Genomic DNA, 17,835 nt, shown 5'->3' on the forward strand with positions numbered 1-17,835 from the left:
GTCATTTTAATGGACGATTTAGATTTGCCTATCGGTACTTGATCATTAATACAGATTCATCAAAAACAACCAGATCTTGATCGCCTGTATAGGACTAAGATTGAGGTTGTTTTTTCAATATAAAATAATTTGTTTAATAAATTGTATATTAATGGAGGTATTAATGTGGATAAATTCATGGAACGAGCAGTAGAACTAGCAGTAGAAAATGTTCGTTGTGGTGGACAACCTTTTGGTGCAGTACTTGTGAAAAATAACAACATTGTAGCTGAAGGCGTGAACGAACTACATAAAACATATGATATAAGCGGTCATGCAGAATTACTTGCTATCCGGCGTGCGCAAGAGCATGTACAAACGAACGATTTATCAGGTTATACGATGTATGCAAGTGGGGAGCCTTGTCCAATGTGTTTATCAGCCATGTACTTTGTTGGAATCGAAAAGGTTTATTACTGTGCGTCAGTTGAGAATGCGGTTGAAGTGGGATTAGGGAAATCAAAAGCTATATATGAGGATTTACAAAAAACAAAAGCAGAACGCACTCTTTCGATGATACAAATGCCATTGAAAGAAGGGCAAGAAAATCCAATGAAGCTTTGGAAAGAGCAATCATGACTTTGGAAAAATGCGATTTTTGCTGAAAGATTCAGATTCAATCCTTTTTATAAAAGGCTCTTTTCGTAAAGATTGTTGTTTTTAGCAAGAAACCAATTCGAACAGATGTTGATTGTAGTGGAAGGTGCGAGACTCCTGCGGGAAAAGCGTGTTGAGGGAGACCCCGCAAGTGCAAAGCACTGAGGAGGCTTCTGAGACCGCCTCTACAACGGAAATCAACCCGGTTATAGTGTAAAAATGATTGAAAAGCAACAAAGTATGTGAAAACAGCCTTATAAAAAAATGAATAGAAAGAGGAGGGGGGATCTATACGAGACACCCCAAGCTCTTTCTAGTTGTTCGCTAATCGAGGATGCTACTAGTCGAACATCCTACTAAATTTGCCATCTTCATCTTTTTTCAATATAAACTTCTCCGAGAATTTCTTTACTTTCATAATCAACAGCTGAAAGTTCTGTTTGTAAAAAAGAGTTTACTTCGCTTTTTTCCACATTATATAGAACTTCTATTTCTTTTGAGAACAAGAGTCCTTCTTTTTCAAGAGTTTTGGCTAATTTGGGAACGGTCTGTGCTTGAGGCTGCTTCGCAAGTACTTGTTCTAGTCCATTTACATAGAACTCAAGTGGGCGTGCACCGACGATTTTTACACCTTTATTCTCCTCGTTTACCATGATAATTGTTGGGAATCCACGTACGCCAAGACTTCTAGCAAGGGCAAAGTCCTGATCTAAAAGTTGCTGTCCAACAGGTAGTTCTGCTTCTTTCACGATAGACTCTCCGTCAAGTCCCATTTGATTAACGAGATCAATTAAGGTTTGTTCTTCACCGATATTTTGATTAAAGGCGAAAACAGCTTCTCTTGCGCGACGTAAAAATGTTTTAGCTAGGTTCTCATCTTTTTGTTGAATGATTTTAAATACACGAGACGGTGGATAGGATGATTGAATCGGATTCGTAAGGAATAATGAACCATCAATCGGCATACGAGAATGTTCGCCAACTTCTCTCCAATGTCCGGCTACATCTGCAGGACCGCCAATCCCATTCGCTACGTCTGCGAAGCCATCCCAACTTTCCAATAGTCCGCCCATTACAGTGTGGAATTTAACATAATGACCATATTGCTCTTCAAATTTTCGCAAAACTGGCTCCAATGCCCAGCAATGTGAGCAGATAGGGTCTGTCACATAATAAAGGTTAATCACTTCTTGAGGCTGGTTCAAATCAATAGTTTCCATTGCGTCTTCTCCTGGGTCACCACATACTCCTGTTTCTAAATCACAAACCATATTATTTTTTTGCATTTTATTCTCCTCTTTTCTTTATTGTTTTTTATACTGTTGGGCCCACTCTTGGATCGGCACGAGGGCAGCTGTTAAGGCACGGCCTTTTTCTGTTAACTCATACGAAATGCTGACGGATGAGCCAGTTTTCACTTTTTTTTCAATTAATTCATACTCGATAAGCTCTGATAGTTTTTGGGAAAGAGCTCTAGGCGTAATATCGGTAAGATCCCTTTTTATGTCTGAAAAATGGGCTGTGCCATTTGGACAAAGGGATAGGTAATGGATAATTAGACCGTTCCATTTCTTACCTAATATTTGCATTGAAAACTCTAAATAAGGACAAATATTAATCGAAATCACCTTCTTTGTATATTAAGTATATCAAGTATAAAAAATATATCAAGTGGTTTTTGCTAAATCCTGTATCACGTTAAATGGGATAAAAATAGCCAACCATTCAACCAAATGAAAGTCAGCTTTACTTTGATATTATTATTTAGTTTAGATATCGATTTCATTTTTCTCCAGTTTATCTTTTAGAAAGTTGATCCAAGTTCTTGTTGCGAGTGAAATATAACTCCCCTTTCGCCAAGCAATGCCAATTTGCCATTGTACTTGTTGATCAATGAGAGGCAATACTATTATCCCCTTATTGCTTACCGTTATTTCATTCATATTGCTTTGAGGGAGGATGATAATTCCCATATTAAATGAAACTAACTCGAGGAAAAGCAACAAGAACAAGTTATATGGAGTGAAAAACGATTCTATATAGCGTTGTTTGTCACATGCTTTTCCAACAATCCAACAATGCTCCTGCGTATATAGTTTGTCGGTTTAATAGTCTGTAATAAAGGCTCAGGTATATCGACTAATGCTACTAATCTACGAAAGAGATAGCCATCAAACCTTAATTTTTTTCAGGTCTTCTTTTTATGAAATGAAAATAAGATATATAAATAGAAGAAGGAAGGGTGAGTATGATGGAAGAAGAAAAAAAACTTGATCTTGATCGTAAGTTAGATGAAGTGATTAAGAGATTAGACCAAATGGAAAAGCATAACCAAAATCAGAATCATGGGAGAACGTTTGGACATAATGTGTGGGTACTTGTACCGATTGTCGCGATTGTTATGTGGGGGCTACAGCGGATATTATGAAACCTAGAGAAACATCCAGTTTTGCAATATTTTTTTAAAAATTCATAAGCCCATTTAATAAAGGAGCTGGAAATGGCTTCTTTTTTTTTGTTTTTTTGGAGGTTTTCAAATTTGTAATGTTACTTAGTTTTTGATAACATATTATTATGTAACATTAGGAGGACGTCTAATGGAGTATGTCGATCCAATTAAAGACATTGAAAATATTATTGCCATGAAAGAAATTTTAGAAAAGCAATCTAAGCGGGATCTATTACTATTTGTATTTGGGATTAATACAGGAATTAGAATTAGTGATTTACTTTCGCTTAAAGTAGATGATATTTGGGATGGGATAAAGATAAAAGAATTTCTTTGTATCCGTGATGATAAGAATGATGAAAAGAAGGCATATTATATAAATAATAGTGTGAAAAATGCCTTGAGTAATTATTTGGAAAGTTTAGAATTTTCGAGTGGTGATTATCTTTTTAAGTCAAAAAAGAATGCACAGCCGATCACACGACAGCAGGCGTATCGCATCATAAATCACGCAGCGAAAGAAGTGGGGATCACAGGGAAAATCGGTACACATACTCTTAGAAAAACCTTCGGATATCATGCGTATCGCAAAGGAATCGCGATCTCCATTTTGATGTCGATTTATCATCACCATTCACCTGCAGAAACCTTACGTTATTTAGGAATTGAAAAATCTGAAGAACAACTGATAAAGGTGGATGTTAATCTGTAAAAGGTTTAGGTCGAAGACTGGTGACTCATCTTATTTGATGACAAAAAACCTCCACAAGATTCATCATGCGGAGGTTTGTAAATTGTTATTGTTGATCGTCATACGTCTCGAGTGTCATGTCAACATTCGTTAAATCATGGATGAGATCATCTGTAACATGAACTTGTAGAGTTTCTTTGTTTTTCATGAATTTGAAAATGCCATTATTGAAATCTGTGCCGTGTTCTTTGAAGAAAATCCCTTCAAATTCAACATCTTTTGTATGGATAAAGGTAACCCGGTAGTGGTCTCCCTCTTTCACAAGGTATGCACGGACCCCTTTCTCAAATTGGCCCTCTTCGTCTTTAAGAGAACGAGCAACTGAGATGATATGAAGATCGATAAATGGAATTTCACGTAATAACGAATTTATTACGGATCCCCTTGCAATTTGTTCCCAACGGCTTTGGGCTGTTTGACCGAGAATAATTTGTGTAATATGTTTTTCCCTCGCTATGTCAGCAATTACTTTTGTAACAGGTCGTTTTTCATTGTCTCTAATGATAAATTCTTCGGCGTTATGTTGATCGGCTAATTGTTTCCATCTCTCGATATAAAATGATTTTTCTGCATCTAGTTCATCAAATGGTTTTGGATCAATGGTTAAGATATAGAGTGGGCAATCAAGCATGTTTGCAATTTTACAGCCGCGTTGAATGAGGCGTTCTCCGTTTGGTCCATAATAAACGCAGACAAGGATACTTTCATCCATACGCCCTTTCATTTTCTTCATTTTTAAGTTCACCTCGAGTTGATGTGAATGTAACAGGATTTTACATTCCGTTAAACTATGTATGACTATAGCTCATGCTTCATCAACAGTCAATCAAATAGAGAAAGTTCCATAAATGCCTATAAAAGAAAGTGCGATGAACAGCTTATAATGCCTTTTAAACCATATGTTTAAGGCTTCATTATATTCACATTTTTTATAAAAGGAGGGGGATTGATTGAATTGGTTACCCATTATGATATTAATTCCATTTTTATTTGCGCTATTCGTGCCACTCATCTATAAACGTTTGGCACCACGATTTCATACGGGTTGGTTTGTATTTTTTGTCCCGCTTACATTATTCATCTATCTGTTACGATTTATCCCCGCTATTTCTAAGGGAGAGACTGTTCATATCACGTTACCTTGGATTCCTTCTGTAGGTATCAATTACAGTACTTATTTGGATGGATTAGGGCTCATTTTTGGCCTTCTCATTACAGGAGTCGGCACGCTTGTTATACTATACTCCATTTATTACATGTCAAAACATCGCGAAGCACTTCATAACTTCTATGTATATTTGCTTTTATTTATGGGGGCGATGCTCGGACTTGTCTTCTCCGATAACATTCTAGTCTTATATGTATTTTGGGAACTGACAAGTATTTCCTCGTTTTTATTAATTGCGTACTGGTCACAACGAAAAAAATCCCGTCAAGGTGCTCTAAAATCGATGCTTATTACTATATTTGGCGGTCTTGCGATGCTTGCAGGGTTTATTATGCTGTCCATGATGACAAATACGTATAGCATTCGTGAAATGTTAACCGCAATTGATGGCATTACTACGAATTTATTATTTCTTCCAGCTATGATTTTAATTTTACTAGGAGCTTTCACAAAATCTGCTCAATTTCCATTTAGTACTTGGTTACCGGATGCGATGGAAGCACCGACACCGATTAGTGCCTATTTGCATTCAGCTACAATGGTGAAAGCTGGCATTTATTTAGTTGCCCGATTTACACCTGTTTTTGGTGGTAGCTCGGAATGGTTTTGGATGGTTTCAGGAGTCGGAACAATTACATTACTATATGGCTCTGTAAATGCGGTTAAACAAACGGATTTGAAAGCTTTATTGGCCTATTCGACGATTAGTCAATTAGGTTTAATCATGAGCTTACTTGGTTTAGGGTCCGCCGCGATGTATTTTGGATATGGCGATGAGTCAACCATGTATGCAGTGGCTGTTTTAGCAGCCGTTTTTCACCTACTTAACCACTCTACCTTTAAAGGAAGTCTGTTTATGGTCGTTGGTATTATTGACCATGAAACAGGAACTCGTGACATTCGTAAATTAGGCGGTTTAATGAATCTCATGCCAATTTCTTTCACGATTACAATTATAGGTAGTTTTTCCATGGCAGGTCTGCCTCCGTTTAACGGTTTTTTGAGCAAAGAAATGTTTTTTACAGCCGTATTACAGGCAGCGAATCTGAATGTATTTAATATGGAGACTTACGGAATGTTATTTCCAGTTATTGCGTGGGTAGCTAGTGTTTTCACGTTTATATATTGTATGATTCTCGTATTTAAGACGTTTACAGGAAAGTATCAACCAAAAAGGTTGGAAAAAGAAGCGCATGAAGCTCCAATTGGGATGTTGATTCCACCAATCATATTAGCTTCTCTTGTTATAGCTATTTTCTTTTTCCCAAATGTAGTTTCAAAATACCTGCTCTTTCCTGCTGTCGACGCAATTTTGCCAGCTTTTGCTCAAAATGAAGGAGTTCATGTAAAAATTAGTGCTTGGCATGGTTGGAATACAGAGTTATTTATGACAATTGGGGTTGTAGTCTTAGGTGTATTCATGTTCCGCCTTTTGAAAAAGTGGATCAGAATCTATGGTGTTATCCCTCAGGCACTGACATTAGATCATCTCTATAATCAGGGTCTTGAGAAAATCGAATCTATTTCATATCGATTGACGAACCGTTATATGACTGACTCTATCCGTGACTATTTAGTCTATATATTCACGTTTATGGTGCTTTTGGTGGGCGGGGCTATTTGGCTGTTAAATGGCATATCCTTTGATTCTTCAAATGATGCGCCGATTAGCATGTATGAAGCTGGATTAGTGGCTGGGATCATCATTGCTGCATGTACTGTACTTTTTTCAAAATCAAGGATTACTTCCTTGATTGCAGTTGGATCCCTCGGTTATCTGGTATCCATGCTTTTTGTTATTTTCCGTGCGCCGGATTTAGCTCTTACTCAATTGGTCGTTGAAACAGTGACAACCGCTTTGTTTTTATTATGTTTCTATCATCTACCAGAACTCAGCAAGAATATCGGTCGAATGCGATTCAAAGCGACGAACCTCATTATTTCTATTGGAGTAGGTATGGTTGTAACAATTCTAGCGTTGTCTGCCAATGGAAATCGTCTTTTTGATCCAATATCAAGCTATTTTGAGGACTCGTATGAACTTGCAGGTGCTAGAAACATCGTAAACGCAATCCTGGTTGATTTTCGTGGCTTTGACACAATGTTAGAAATTTCTGTTCTATGTATCGCTGGTCTAGGGGTTTACACTTTAATAAAGCTTCGATTAACAGGGAGGGATAAGGAATGAAGAAGCCGAATGATGTTATCTTACATTCTGTTACAAAAGTGGCTGTCGTGATTATCCTGACATTCTCTATTGATCTTTTCTTTGCCGGTCATCATGACCCTGGCGGAGGATTTATAGGAGGTCTTGGTTTTGCTTCGGCGCTAACCCTACTATTTCTTTCATTTAATATTGAATGGGTTCGTGAAAACATTCCTATCGATTTTAAGGTGGTTACAGCAAGTGGAGTCTTAATTGCTGTACTTACTGGTTTAGGCAGTTTGATTTTTGATGCCCCGTTTCTAAGTCAAACTTTCGATTATTTCAATCTGCCTATTTTCGGGAAGACTGAACTCGCCACCGCCGTTATTTTTGATTTTGGAGTCGCGTTAGCTGTCATCGGAACGGCTGTCACGATTATCCTGAGTATTGCGGAGGATCGATAAGATGGAAACATTAATGTCTATCCTCGTTGGACTATTATTTTCAATAGGTACGTATTTAATTTTGTCAAAAACTTTGTTAAGGATCGTATTAGGAGCATCTATTATCAGTCATGGGGTCAATCTACTCATTCTTACGATGGGCGGACTAAAGAAAGGGGGGCTCCCGCTATTAGGTGAGAATAACCTTTCTTATACAGATGCTTTACCCCAAGCGTTAATTCTAACAGCAATCGTCATTAATTTTGCAGTGACTGCGCTGTTTTTAGTGATATGTTATCGCACATATCAAGTTGTGGGTATCGATGATTCGGAGCAATTGAGAGGTAATGAAGATGAATAATGTTGTACTACTGCCAATTATTATCCCGTTAATTGCTGGGATGATTATGATTATCTTACGGAAAAATATCCGGTTTCAACGGGCTTTTAGTATCTTTGCCATATTAGCAACCGGAGCGGTATCTGTTTTTCTGATGACGCAAATTAGAACGAAGGGGATTCAAACCCTTCAGTTAGGTGGATGGCAGGCGCCTTTTGGGATAAGCATGGTGGCAGATATGTTTTCCGCCTTGCTTCTTCTCACAACAAGTGTCGTTTCATTCTGCTGTTTATTATTTGCTTTCCATTCCATTGGGAAAGAACGAGAAGCGTCATATTTTTACCCGATGTTTTTATTTCTTATTACTGGCGTTAATGGATCCTTTTTGACTGGCGATCTATTTAACTTATACGTTTGTTTTGAGGTTATGTTGATTTCGTCTTATGTTCTAATTTCCTTAGGGGGAACGAAGAAACAGTTGCGGGAGTCGGTTAAATATGTCCTGACAAATATCGTTTCTTCCTTTCTTTTTCTCGTGGCAATTGCGTATTTATATGCGATGACAGGGACTTTGAACCTTGCTCATTTGTCTGTTCGAATTGCAGAGGTAGGGCAAGATGGGCTTATGACAACCGTTGCTATTTTATTTTTAATAGTATTTAGCATGAAAGCTGCTCTTTTTCTATTCTTTTGGCTGCCGGGCTCTTATAGTGCGCCGCCAATTGCCATCGCTGCTCTTTTTGCAGGGTTATTAACAAAAGTAGGGATATATGCCTTATTTCGTATGTTCACGCTTGTCTTTTATCATGAGCCGCAAATCACTCATTTAATTATTGGTGTTTTGGGTGGATTGACGATGCTGTTAGGAGCCATCGGAGCCATTGCTTATTGGGATATTAAAAAAATCCTTACGTATAACGTCATGGTTGGGGTAGGTTTTATTATGGCAGGTTTGGCATCTTTTACGCCAGTAGCAATGACCGGCTCCATTTACTATTTGATTCATGACATGATTATTAAAGCCCTCATCTTCCTTATTGGCGGAACAATGATTCATCTTACAGGAACGAGTAAGCTCAAAGAAATCAGTGGACTTATCGGCACACATCCATATTTAGGATGGATGTTCTTTATCGCCGCACTATCACTTTCTGGGATTCCACCATTGAGTGGTTTTCTTGGCAAAGTTTTTATTACGCAAGGGACGTTTGAAACAGAATACTATTGGCTTGGTGCAATTGGTCTCATCACGAGTTTAATGGTTTTGTTTTCTATCATGAAAATCTTTATGAACGGCTTTTGGGGTGAAACGTACTTAAGTGAAGATATGGAAAAAGGGACAACTAAAGGCTTGATGTTCCCTATTGGTTTTCTAACGGTTGCAACCATTGTTCTAGGAGTAGGGGCAGAGGGTATTATTGAATACGTAAATCTTGCAACTGAAAGTTTGATGAATCCGAAATATTATATTGAAGCGGTATTTCAGGGGAATATAATGCCTTAAGAAAAGTCCGTTATTGCTTAGGAAAAGGGTTCGAAAACAAGATATATCGAAAGAATTTTTTTAAACGCTAGCTCTGAAGTTGAACAGGCGTTTAAAACGATTGAAAGGGGTGAATGAATTTGCCTTTCCAAGTATTAATCAATCTATTTATTGCTCTATTATGGATGTTTCTTCAAGATGAATGGAGCGTGTTAACTTTTTTTAGCGGTTATTTAGTTGGGGTGCTTGTCCTGTTTCTTATGCGCCGTTTTTTTCCTCACTCTTTTTATTTGATTACTTTTATTTCTATTTTGAAATTATTTCTCGTCTTCATTCGAGAATTGATCTCATCAAGTGTGCTTGTGATTCGACAAGTGATACGACCAAGGATCAATATTACCCCGGGAATTTTCACTTTGAAAACGGATTTAGAAGGGGATTTGGAAGTAACTCTACTCGCTTTACTCCTGACTTTAACCCCAGGTTCTGTTGTAGTTGAAATTTCTTCAGACTCAAAGGTATTTTACATTCATGCGATGGACATTCCAGAATCCAGTGATGCTGTTATTAAGTCGAGTAAAATATTTGAGAAAGCCATTAAGGATGTGACTCGTAAATGTTCAAATTAATCTTGATGATTTCTTTATTTTTCTTGACCCTTTCTATGATGGCTGCACTTTATCGGGTAATAAAGGGGCCTTCCATGCCTGACCGGGTTCAGGCATTAGATACAATAAGCATTAGCTTAATTGGAGGAGTGGCCATCTGTTCTGTTTTATTTCATACTCATGCTTTGCTAGAAATAATCTTGATACTTGGTATTCTTTCGTTTGTGGGTACCATTGCTTTTGCAAGATTTATGGAAAGAGGTGTTGTCATTGAGCGCAAACATATCAAGTGAAGTAATTGCGGCTTTCCTAATATTGGTCGGTACGATATTCAGTTTTCTTAGTGCAATCGGCTTAATACGATTACCTGATGTGTATACTCGTTCACATGCAGCATCCAAAAGTTCAACTCTAGGTGTCCTTTGTACGTTACTCGGGGCATTACTTTATTTCTGGATAACAGATGGATATTTCAGTATCCGATTAATATTGGGTATATTCTTTGTGTTCTTAACTGCTCCAGTTGCGGCTCATCTTATTTGCCGAGCTGCTTACCGCTCAAATGTAGAGTTGGCTAAAGAAAGTGTTCAAGATGATCTTAAAGAAGTGTTTAAAAGAGATTAATGCTTTAGAAAAGAGACAGTGCTACGTTCACTAAACAAATTAATAAATTTGGGATTGTTCCTTATGTTGTGTCTTTGCGATATGTATTATAGGATTTTCATTTAAAGTAGAAATCAAATAAGGATAATGTTCGGAGGTATATGGATGGCAGAAATCAAGTATGAAATCAAAGAAAGTATCGGATCGATTTCACAGTCCCCTAAAGGGTGGAACAAAGAACTAAACGTAATCAGTTGGAACGGAAAAGAACCAAAGTTTGATCTAAGAGATTGGGCACCTGAACATGAAAAAATGGGGAAGGGGCTCACTTTAACGTTGGATGAGGTAAAGTCGTTGAGAGATTTACTGAATAGTCTGAAGTTGTAGATGACAATTGTAGTGCCTGTTACGACTAATAATTTGTCAAATAATATTAAATAGATTGAGTCGTAACAGGTATTGCTATTTATGAAATGAAGGAGTGTTATGTTCCTTCTTTTATGATTTTTTCCGCATTAACAAGCAGTAAATCCCCGAAGATAACCCTCACTGATTGAATTTTCCCTTTATCCACATAGATGTTGCTTATTGGCTAATAATAACCGATAGAACAGAAATTGAGGATGTGAATGCAGATGGACTTTTTCCAGAGCCAGGAATCACTTACCGTAATAGAGTGGATCTTAAGGGCTATTGTCTCTTTCTTCTTTTTACTCTTTGTTGCAAAATTGATGGGGCAACGATCCATTTCTCAGTTACGTTTACTTGATTTTGTTATGGCATTAATAATTGGCAATATTATTGCTCACCCTTTGTCTGATCCAGTACTAGATTTGAAAGGGTCATTGACTACGATTACCGTATTAGTCTTTTTGTATTTAATTGGTGTTTTTTCCAGCCTTAAATGGAGTAAGTTTCGGAAAATTGTTGAAAGCCCCCCAATTCCTCTTATTAAAGATGGACAAATTATGTATAAAGGTTTGTCTAAGGCTAGGATATCTCTCGACGTACTATTATCTGAACTAAGGAAGGAGAAGATAGTAGCTCCTGAAAAAGTTTCGCTGGCATTATGGGAACCAAATGGTACCATTTCTTTGTTTATAAATCCCCAATATCAAGCCGTCACCCCATCCGATTTACAATTAGTAACAACAGCCTTTCACTATCCAAATACGATCATTAAAGAAGGGAAGATTGTTCTCAAAGAATTAAATAGAATCGGTAAAGATGAGTTGTGGCTGACCAATAAAATTAAGAATACATACAATCTGGACATAAAAGAAATCTTACTAGCAACAAAGGACGAAGAGGATAACATCAAGGTCTTTTTATATAATTCTTAATTTGGAAAAATAGAGTAGGGAGTGTCCTAATTGGGCACTCCCTACTCTATTTTACTCGTCTTACTATCTGGATCCGTAATATCTTGTGGATCTTCTGGATCATTTTCATTTTCATCATCTTTAAACAAATTATCATTTTTATCCACGCCTGGGGCTGTGCCGTTATCCTGATCATTTAAATCATTTGCATCATTCACATCTTCATCTACTGGAGCTGGATTCTTCACATTATTTTCTGGTGGAGGCGGCTCCTGATTATTGTTACATCCCGCCATCAATATATTTAATAAAGATACCCCGGCTAACTTATTCTCTACTATAGTTCCTAAATCGAAAGGAAAATATTCATCAATAGGGAGAGGTAAGAATTTTGTGTAAAAACAAGGCTGATTCTCTAATATTGGAAAGAAATTAGCTTGTAACTTGATTTTTATCACAAACTTTTATTGCCTTTTGTAAGGAAATAATCTCCTTATGTATTTTGTAATACCCTTTAATATCAGGAACATCCTTTGTTTTATACGGGCGATGATGTTCTGCGGTTTGTGCTAAGGTTTCTAAAATATAAAGAAATTGGGCAAGTTTTTCATCAGAAAGAAGTGGCCGATCCAAGTCTTTCACGGAGGAATCAAGTAAATATCCTAACTGATCGATGGAAAATATTACAGGCCAGAGAAACTCTAAAGCTTTTTTATTACTTAGACGCTCACCTAAAGCTGTCGTATATACCATTCTTAAATTGGTTAGATTGGTATGCATTTTAATATGTACTCTGCTTTTTTCAAAATGAAAGTCTTTTCTTTGTTCTGAAAACAACATGAGTAAAAACTGTGCTTGGCTTCTAATCGTTTTTGCTAGTAAATGAGGGAGCAGACCGGAAGCGGATGTTCGTCCAATAATTAGTACACCTAGAAGACCGATCAGACAACCAATTATTATATCGATAATACGTGTTGTAGCGAAAAAAGGCATATTATGCATCTGAGTCGTGCTTTCTGCCATCACTAAAGCATTTGGTGTGATAAACATAGTAGCAAGGGTGTAATTACGTACAATAAATAACTCGGTAAGAAATGTTAAAAGCAGGATGATCATGCTGATAAAAAATCCTTCCGGTTGCATGGATAGAATTAGACTCGCTATCACAACGCCAACAATGGTCCCTACTGACCTTTGAATGGCACGGAGGAAGGTACTCATGATGGTCGATCCTAGCAAGACTGCAGCACAGGAAAGTGGAACCCAATAGGATCGATTAAACTCGAATGCATAAGCAATCAATGCTGCAATCATAAGAATAATACCGTACTTTACAGCTCTTAGAAAGACAATCGAATTTTTATCAAAAGCACCTAAAAAAAGGGTCTTTACAGACAGCCTTGTTATTTGTATTTCCCGATTAATCTTCGACATCGGTTCGTTCATGATGGCGTCCGCATCATAAATGCTTGTAAATAAATGGTCCACGTCTTCATCATCCTGATCTGGTTGAAGAATTCTAGTAGGGCGGGCTTTCTTTTTAGGTTCAATAAAACCTGATAGAGCCCTAACTGATTCTCCTAATTCTGGCGGGAGTTTTTTATTTTTTTCTACTGAGCGGTCAAGAACTTCTAAATAAATGATACTAGCATGTTCATTTAATAAGTACAGACGTTTATAGAAATCTGAGCTTTGCCAAGGGATATACCCTGCAATAAGTGTGTTGTTTGCTTCTTTCATAGCTACAACTGTTTTTTCTCTAGCTTCATTAAATGTTTCTGTACCTACCGAATCGAGGAGAGAAGCCAATTCTCGATATACACGTTTTACAGCTATTGTTTCGGGTCCATGCGGATTGAAGAACCAGCCGACCATAGCAATCAGCCACGATAAGGTCCCGCCAAGAAAAATAAGACCCGCACGAAATGGAGCAAGTGTTGGATCTACCGGCATTCCTGTCGTCATGGCAAAACCTAAAACTAAAAATACTGCGGCAGGTCCTGGAATTTTTAAGGTTCCAAAAATAAAAGTTGCAATCGCTCCAATACCTCCAATCATTACTGCTGATAGAATCGGGTAAGGGGCGACAAGTGTTCCTAATCCAACGGCAAAAGTAAGGCTAAGCAGTACAGAAAATAGTTTTTTCGCTCTTTGTGCATACGGCTCATTAAAAACATAAAGGTATGTGAAGCCGCCGATCCCAGCCAACAATCCGTATTGAAAGTTCCCCAGTATCAATCCAATCAAGCTAGGTAAGGCTGCACATAGTCCAGCACAAAATGCTTTTGTCCATGGAAGTGGATTTTTTTTAATCTCAAATGCTTGTTGGATTATCGTAACGAGCGTATTTGATTTAGGAGAAGGAGTTATATTTTCATTTTTGGTCATGATGAAGCCTCCTTATCTTCGTTGGAAGTTATGTTTAATCTTCCCTTGTTTGTACACTTCCTATGTGTATATAAATAAATCTTTCTGACTTAAAAGTAAGGAAAGTTATAACGAATATAGAAGAGTATAAAGTAGTGTAGGTTTATTTTTTTTTGCCAATGTGTTAAATTTTTTGCATATTAGAAAGGGAAGTTTTTTTGTATGATTCTTCCTCATGATTTTGGCTGACTTAAATGAATATACGAAAAAGGGGGAAGAAACATGCATTTCTTACATTAGAAGCTCGTCTTAACTGTAAATGTATTTCACATGGAAATCTTAATAGATAAGGCTATTGTCGGACATTTGCCATTACGAGGATATAGCGGTTGGTATTCCTATTTGTCAATTAAGGTGTTAGTGTGTAAGATGAGCTTTTCCATCCTTCCGGATTTCTAAAAATCCCGAGATCAGAGTAGTTACCAGAAAATGAAGTATTTAAAAGAAACTTAGGTGAACTTCAAGAATTACTCTTTATTTTTCGAATTTTTGATATTATGGGGTTAGGTTAATTATTTTTAATATCAGGTGATGGGCGTGAGGAATATCTTTAAAAAACGGATAGTAAAATTTATATTCTTTTCTTTCGGCAGTATACGTACGAAGATGGTGCTGTTTTTTTTGATTGTTGCTCTATTTCCATTGCTTATATTTGGATTTCTATCATATGGGAAGTCTTCTGAGATTGTAAATAAACAATTTAATGAGTATGAGCAATTTGCGGTGTCTCAGCTTGATGAACAAATCGAAAATACATTTGAGCAAATGTATGTCGTTTCGAAGGATATCAATCAGTATTTATCAGACCCAACTTTAGTTATATTAAAGGAGGAAATCCCTCGTAGTTATACTGAATTTATTGAAATTGAAAACTTTGAAAGATATTTAGAGGCACATAAAACGTATAATACTAAAGGAATCTATTTAATTACCAATACAGGTTACTATTATGGGAATAGTCGCCTAGATATTCACAAGCTCTTTCAAAAATCTTTCTGGAAAGAAATTAATAGTCTTAAAGAAGGAGATTTGTGGATAGGATTTTATAATTCTGACCATTATTATACGGGTGAAAAAAACGAAAAAATAATGGGTCTTGTTGTTCCTATTGAAAGTCAGTTTGGAGTATTAAAGGGGAGTAAGCTATTAATAGAAATAAATGCTGAGGAGCTGTTCTCTTATATTGGATTTCTTGAAAATAAGCTGCATTCTTCTATCACTTTGAAAAATGGTAAGCATCAGATAGTCTATAAAACGAAAAACGCACCAAAAGAATTGAAAACAGATATAGTCTGGAATAATCATTTTGATGCCTATGGATGGGATATCCATGTTCGCATTCCTCAAGAATATTATTATCAATCATCCAATGTTATTTATCGCTATACCATATTGGCTATTTTATTTTCAATTATTCTTGTTTATGTTCTGGCTGTCGTATTTTCCGTTCCACTTACAAAGAGGATTAAAAGTTTAAAATCCTCGATGAAGCGGGTCAGTGAAGGAAACTTAGATACGCAGATAGCAGTTACCTCCAATGATGAATTAGGGGTCTTAGCCCAAAGCTTTAATGATATGGTCAATCAAATTAAGGAGTTAGTTGAGCAAATTAGCACGACTGAACGATTAAAAAGGCAGGCAGAATTAAGAGCTTTCCATTATCAAATAAACCCCCATTTATTATTTAACACTTTAAACTCTATCCAATGGAAGGCAAGGCTGCTAGGAGCAAAGGAAGTACAAGAGATGATCTATCATTTGACTGAGGTGCTTCATGAAAATTTAAATTTTTCCGATGAGTTAATTCCAATAAAACAGGAGCTTCAGACAATCAAGCATTATTTAAAGGTTCAAGAAATACGTTTTGGACAAACATTTGAATATATCGAGGATATCCGTTCGGAATGTCTCGACTATTTAATCCCAAGGATGACACTTCAGCCGTTATTTGAAAATATCTTTTTCCATGCATTTGAAGATGGTCGGGGGAGAATTGAACTTGTGGTTATTGCTAAACCTGAACATCTCGAAATTATCTTAACGGATAATGGAAAAGGAATGAATCAGGAGACTATTGAAAAGCTTCTTATCCCAAAACATCAAAATGATAAAGGGAGAGGAATCGGTGTTATTAATGTTGATCAACGCGTAAAGCTTCACTTCGGAATGGAGTATGGCCTATCAATCGAATCAGTCATTGGTGTAAAAACAATTTTTATTATAAAACTGCCGAAAAGGAGATACGTCGATGATAAAGGTATTAATTGCGGATGATGAACTCATTGTTAGAAAAGGATTAATCGCAACGGTCGAATGGGCAAAGTTTGGTATGGAGGTTATTGCTGATGCTCCTAATGGACAAAAGGCTTGGGAGCTGTTTCAGGAATATTCTCCTGAAGTAGTGATCACGGATATAGTTATGCCTGAAATGAATGGTATTGAGTTTGCCAGAAACATCAAACAAATTTCCCCAGCAACCAAAATATTGTTGTTAAGCTGCCATCGAGACTTCACATTTGCACAAGAGGGAATGAATATTGGGGCTTCGGGATATATTTTGAAAACAGCATTTCAAGACAAGGATTTTGAAGAATATCTTGGACGCTTTGAAAATGAAATTAATCAAACAAATATCCAAACTCCTCTTAATTCTGCTAATATAGACAAGGATTTTTATGAATGGTTATGTGGCTTTGATAATTCTTTTCCGAAGCTATTAGGGGAGCTGTTTTTTAAAGATTGGCAGTGGATGCAGAAATCTTTTTATATTTATTTAGTAAACGGGCTTAATAATAATGAACTTTTTCATAAGAAATGGTCTTCTGATGAAAAACAATTTGCGAAAATATACTGTGGTCAGGATCAATCATTTATTTTTATTCCAGAAAAAGCACAAGAAGATTTTGAGCATCTTCTAGTTGAGGCTAGGGCCATTGATCCTGCAATTCGCTGGAAGATGAATGGCTTAAATCAAGGTATGGATGAGTGGATGGAAGGGGTTGTTAATCTATACCATAAATTCAAATTTGAAAAACAATTTGAGCTTTCAATGGATGATTGGCCATTCCCCATTCAAAAGGCTGTTCAAATCATCATCCAACAATTAGATGAACCTCTTACTTCAAGCCATGTAGCAAATGAAGTTGGCTTAAGCCGGAGTCACTTTAGTACCATGTTTAAAAAGACTGTGGGAGAAAGTTTTATCACCTTTATCGAAAAGCTTAAAGTTCAGTCTGCATGTAATCTACTTGAGAATACTTCGCTTCCTTTACAAGAAATCGGCGAAAAAATAGGCATTCAGGATGGGAAGTATTTCAGCAAATGGTTTAAAAAGTGTATTGGAAGTTCCCCGTCAGAATATAGACAGAACAAAAAGAAGAATGTAAGCTAACAAATTTCCCTGTCACTTATAATTTTATGAAAGTTCAAACAATATTACAAAAAGAATAAGATAATTTT

General features: G+C 36.7%; 20 protein-coding genes. 14 read left to right on the forward strand and 6 right to left on the reverse strand.

Features of this window, described 5'->3' with window-relative positions:
• The first annotated feature begins 165 nt into the window (after positions 1–165).
• Complete coding sequence (locus tag HNP81_RS16540; protein WP_182503326.1) at positions 166–618, forward strand: nucleoside deaminase; 453 nt, start codon at positions 166–168, stop codon at positions 616–618.
• Positions 619–1,007: 389 nt separating this feature from the next.
• Here the strand turns inward: HNP81_RS16540 and HNP81_RS16545 are convergent, their stop codons facing one another.
• From HNP81_RS16545 to HNP81_RS16555, 3 genes are all read right to left on the reverse strand, one after another.
• Positions 1,008–1,922 (reverse strand): DsbA family protein, encoded by a 915-nt coding sequence (locus HNP81_RS16545; protein ID WP_182503327.1) that lies wholly within the window; start codon positions 1,920–1,922, stop codon positions 1,008–1,010.
• A gap of 18 nt (positions 1,923–1,940) precedes the next feature.
• Entirely contained in the window at positions 1,941–2,255 is a 315-nt protein-coding gene (locus HNP81_RS16550) for a winged helix-turn-helix transcriptional regulator (protein WP_028390203.1), read from the reverse strand.
• Positions 2,256–2,405: 150 nt separating this feature from the next.
• Positions 2,406–2,648 (reverse strand): LysR substrate-binding domain-containing protein, encoded by a 243-nt coding sequence (locus HNP81_RS16555; RefSeq protein ID WP_312859693.1) that lies wholly within the window; start codon positions 2,646–2,648, stop codon positions 2,406–2,408.
• A gap of 236 nt (positions 2,649–2,884) precedes the next feature.
• Here HNP81_RS16555 and HNP81_RS16560 point away from each other — a divergent pair, with 236 nt between their 5' ends.
• Together HNP81_RS16560 and HNP81_RS16565 are read left to right on the forward strand one after the other, a co-directional pair.
• Positions 2,885–3,064 (forward strand): hypothetical protein, encoded by a 180-nt coding sequence (locus HNP81_RS16560; RefSeq protein ID WP_028390204.1) that lies wholly within the window; start codon positions 2,885–2,887, stop codon positions 3,062–3,064.
• 169 nt (positions 3,065–3,233) lie between these two features.
• Positions 3,234–3,797, forward strand: coding sequence for a tyrosine-type recombinase/integrase (locus HNP81_RS16565; protein WP_028390205.1), 564 nt, complete (start codon positions 3,234–3,236; stop codon positions 3,795–3,797).
• An 85-nt stretch (positions 3,798–3,882) separates the two neighbouring features.
• Here the strand turns inward: HNP81_RS16565 and HNP81_RS16570 are convergent, their stop codons facing one another.
• Positions 3,883–4,569 (reverse strand): universal stress protein, encoded by a 687-nt coding sequence (locus HNP81_RS16570; protein ID WP_182503329.1) that lies wholly within the window; start codon positions 4,567–4,569, stop codon positions 3,883–3,885.
• A gap of 217 nt (positions 4,570–4,786) precedes the next feature.
• On the opposite strand from HNP81_RS16570, the gene HNP81_RS16575 reads away from it, so the two are divergent.
• The 9 genes from HNP81_RS16575 (at position 4,787) to HNP81_RS16615 (ending at position 11,970) form a co-directional block, all read left to right on the forward strand.
• On the forward strand, positions 4,787–7,192 hold the full coding sequence (locus HNP81_RS16575; protein WP_182503330.1) for a Na+/H+ antiporter subunit A: 2,406 nt from the start codon (positions 4,787–4,789) through the stop codon (positions 7,190–7,192).
• Positions 7,189–7,614, forward strand: a complete 426-nt coding sequence (locus HNP81_RS16580; RefSeq protein WP_028390208.1) for a Na(+)/H(+) antiporter subunit B — start codon at positions 7,189–7,191, stop codon at positions 7,612–7,614. Before HNP81_RS16575 ends, HNP81_RS16580 begins: the two co-directional genes overlap by 4 nt.
• A gap of 1 nt (position 7,615) precedes the next feature.
• The gene (locus HNP81_RS16585; protein ID WP_028390209.1) at positions 7,616–7,954 is read left to right on the forward strand and encodes a Na(+)/H(+) antiporter subunit C; all 339 of its coding nucleotides are present in this window, start codon (positions 7,616–7,618) and stop codon (positions 7,952–7,954) included.
• On the forward strand, positions 7,947–9,437 hold the full coding sequence (locus tag HNP81_RS16590; RefSeq protein ID WP_182503331.1) for a Na+/H+ antiporter subunit D: 1,491 nt from the start codon (positions 7,947–7,949) through the stop codon (positions 9,435–9,437). The genes HNP81_RS16585 and HNP81_RS16590 overlap by 8 nt, the downstream gene beginning before the upstream one ends.
• Positions 9,438–9,556: 119 nt before the next feature.
• Positions 9,557–10,045 carry a Na+/H+ antiporter subunit E gene (locus HNP81_RS16595; protein WP_182503332.1) on the forward strand — a complete coding sequence of 163 codons (489 nt, stop codon included), beginning with the start codon at positions 9,557–9,559 and terminating at the stop codon, positions 10,043–10,045.
• Positions 10,033–10,317, forward strand: a complete 285-nt coding sequence (locus tag HNP81_RS16600) for a Na(+)/H(+) antiporter subunit F1 (RefSeq protein WP_028390212.1) — start codon at positions 10,033–10,035, stop codon at positions 10,315–10,317. The genes HNP81_RS16595 and HNP81_RS16600 overlap by 13 nt, the downstream gene beginning before the upstream one ends.
• Positions 10,295–10,648 carry a Na+/H+ antiporter subunit G gene (locus HNP81_RS16605; RefSeq protein WP_182503333.1) on the forward strand — a complete coding sequence of 118 codons (354 nt, stop codon included), beginning with the start codon at positions 10,295–10,297 and terminating at the stop codon, positions 10,646–10,648. Before HNP81_RS16600 ends, HNP81_RS16605 begins: the two co-directional genes overlap by 23 nt.
• Positions 10,649–10,792: 144 nt before the next feature.
• Positions 10,793–11,014, forward strand: a complete 222-nt coding sequence (locus tag HNP81_RS16610) for a YdbC family protein (RefSeq protein ID WP_028390214.1) — start codon at positions 10,793–10,795, stop codon at positions 11,012–11,014.
• Positions 11,015–11,262: 248 nt separating this feature from the next.
• Positions 11,263–11,970 (forward strand): DUF421 domain-containing protein, encoded by a 708-nt coding sequence (locus tag HNP81_RS16615; protein ID WP_182503334.1) that lies wholly within the window; start codon positions 11,263–11,265, stop codon positions 11,968–11,970.
• A gap of 41 nt (positions 11,971–12,011) precedes the next feature.
• Here HNP81_RS16615 and HNP81_RS23940 read toward each other — a convergent pair whose 3' ends face one another.
• Both HNP81_RS23940 and HNP81_RS16625 read right to left on the reverse strand, forming a co-directional pair.
• Positions 12,012–12,407: a hypothetical protein gene (locus HNP81_RS23940; RefSeq protein ID WP_246399394.1), complete on the reverse strand. Its 396-nt coding sequence runs from the start codon at positions 12,405–12,407 to the stop codon at positions 12,012–12,014.
• The gene (locus HNP81_RS16625) at positions 12,382–14,337 is read right to left on the reverse strand and encodes an FUSC family protein (RefSeq protein WP_182503335.1); all 1,956 of its coding nucleotides are present in this window, start codon (positions 14,335–14,337) and stop codon (positions 12,382–12,384) included. Before HNP81_RS16625 ends, HNP81_RS23940 begins: the two co-directional genes overlap by 26 nt.
• A gap of 576 nt (positions 14,338–14,913) precedes the next feature.
• On the opposite strand from HNP81_RS16625, the gene HNP81_RS16630 reads away from it, so the two are divergent.
• On the forward strand, positions 14,914–16,650 hold the full coding sequence (locus HNP81_RS16630; RefSeq protein WP_312859694.1) for a sensor histidine kinase: 1,737 nt from the start codon (positions 14,914–14,916) through the stop codon (positions 16,648–16,650).
• Positions 16,625–17,767: a response regulator transcription factor gene (locus HNP81_RS16635; RefSeq protein ID WP_182503336.1), complete on the forward strand. Its 1,143-nt coding sequence runs from the start codon at positions 16,625–16,627 to the stop codon at positions 17,765–17,767. Before HNP81_RS16630 ends, HNP81_RS16635 begins: the two co-directional genes overlap by 26 nt.
• Positions 17,768–17,835: the final 68 nt, after the last annotated feature.

Origin of the sequence: Peribacillus huizhouensis (genome assembly GCF_014138605.1) — a bacterium.
GTDB classification, from domain to species: domain Bacteria; phylum Bacillota; class Bacilli; order Bacillales; family DSM-1321; genus Peribacillus; species Peribacillus huizhouensis.

Coding starts and splice junctions, on each gene's coding strand:
- HNP81_RS16580 (WP_028390208.1), top strand. CDS start 7,189: ATGAAGAAGCCGAATGATGTTATCTTACATTCTGTTACAAAAGTGGCT.
- HNP81_RS16560 (WP_028390204.1), top strand. CDS start 2,885: ATGATGGAAGAAGAAAAAAAACTTGATCTTGATCGTAAGTTAGATGAA.
- HNP81_RS16635 (WP_182503336.1), top strand. CDS start 16,625: ATGATAAAGGTATTAATTGCGGATGATGAACTCATTGTTAGAAAAGGA.
- HNP81_RS16615 (WP_182503334.1), top strand. CDS start 11,263: ATGGACTTTTTCCAGAGCCAGGAATCACTTACCGTAATAGAGTGGATC.
- HNP81_RS16610 (WP_028390214.1), top strand. CDS start 10,793: ATGGCAGAAATCAAGTATGAAATCAAAGAAAGTATCGGATCGATTTCA.
- HNP81_RS16625 (WP_182503335.1), bottom strand. CDS start 14,337: ATGACCAAAAATGAAAATATAACTCCTTCTCCTAAATCAAATACGCTC.
- HNP81_RS16570 (WP_182503329.1), bottom strand. CDS start 4,569: ATGAAGAAAATGAAAGGGCGTATGGATGAAAGTATCCTTGTCTGCGTT.
- HNP81_RS16565 (WP_028390205.1), top strand. CDS start 3,234: ATGGAGTATGTCGATCCAATTAAAGACATTGAAAATATTATTGCCATG.
- HNP81_RS16585 (WP_028390209.1), top strand. CDS start 7,616: ATGGAAACATTAATGTCTATCCTCGTTGGACTATTATTTTCAATAGGT.
- HNP81_RS16590 (WP_182503331.1), top strand. CDS start 7,947: ATGAATAATGTTGTACTACTGCCAATTATTATCCCGTTAATTGCTGGG.
- HNP81_RS16600 (WP_028390212.1), top strand. CDS start 10,033: ATGTTCAAATTAATCTTGATGATTTCTTTATTTTTCTTGACCCTTTCT.
- HNP81_RS16545 (WP_182503327.1), bottom strand. CDS start 1,922: ATGCAAAAAAATAATATGGTTTGTGATTTAGAAACAGGAGTATGTGGT.